Source organism: Novosphingobium sp. TCA1 (assembly GCF_009811895.1).
Lineage (GTDB): Bacteria > Pseudomonadota > Alphaproteobacteria > Sphingomonadales > Sphingomonadaceae > Novosphingobium > Novosphingobium panipatense_A.
Window position 1 is genome coordinate 1 of sequence record NZ_BLJH01000128.1, and the last position, 671, is coordinate 671.

General features: G+C 66.6%; 1 pseudogene. It reads right to left on the reverse strand.

The annotated features are described in order from the left end of the window. A pseudogene (locus NTCA1_RS28365) lies at positions 1-671 on the reverse strand (ATP-binding protein); the annotation flags it as partial.

Below are 671 nucleotides of genomic sequence, written 5' to 3' on the forward strand. Positions count from 1 at the left end.
GGCATGGTATCCACCGCCGAAAGCGCGGAGAGGACGTCCAGCGCCTGATCCACGGCCTCGCGCGAGATGCCGAGGTGCTTGGCCAGTTCGTTGGCCGTCGTGGCGTTGGGGGATATGCCTTTCAGCGCCAGGCAGATTGCCGTGGCCGTGGGTGCGATAGGATCGAGCAGGAAGGCATCGAGGGCGCGGCTGCCGCGAGACTTCAGGCTGTCGTCGCGCTGGCTGGGCGCTTCGCGAAGATGCTCGAGGTCGAGGAGTTTCTGAGCCTCGGAGTGGTCGAGGTCGGCCGCGCCATGCAGCTGAGGGGTGGCGCCGAGATGCTCGGTGATGGTCTGGTCGATCTTGGCCATGATCGGGGTGCGGGTGAGCGCGGGGCCGAAGGCGTAGAACTCGCCGGCGCGTAAGGTACGCAGCTTTTCGGCTTCGCTGCGGCTGAAGCCCAGAATGTCGGCGGCGCGGATGATGTCGCGGTCGAAGACATTGATGCCGATGAGGAAGTTCTGAAGCTCGGAGACGACGGAGCTGGAGAGCTTGGCAAGGCGCTGGGTCGCGATGATGGGCGCGATGCCGCGTTTGCGGCCTCGGGCGCACAAGTCGGTGAGCGTGGCGACGCCGAGACGGCGGGTTTCCGCATCGCGGGCGGAACCGGCTTGATGGGGGGCAAGCAGGTG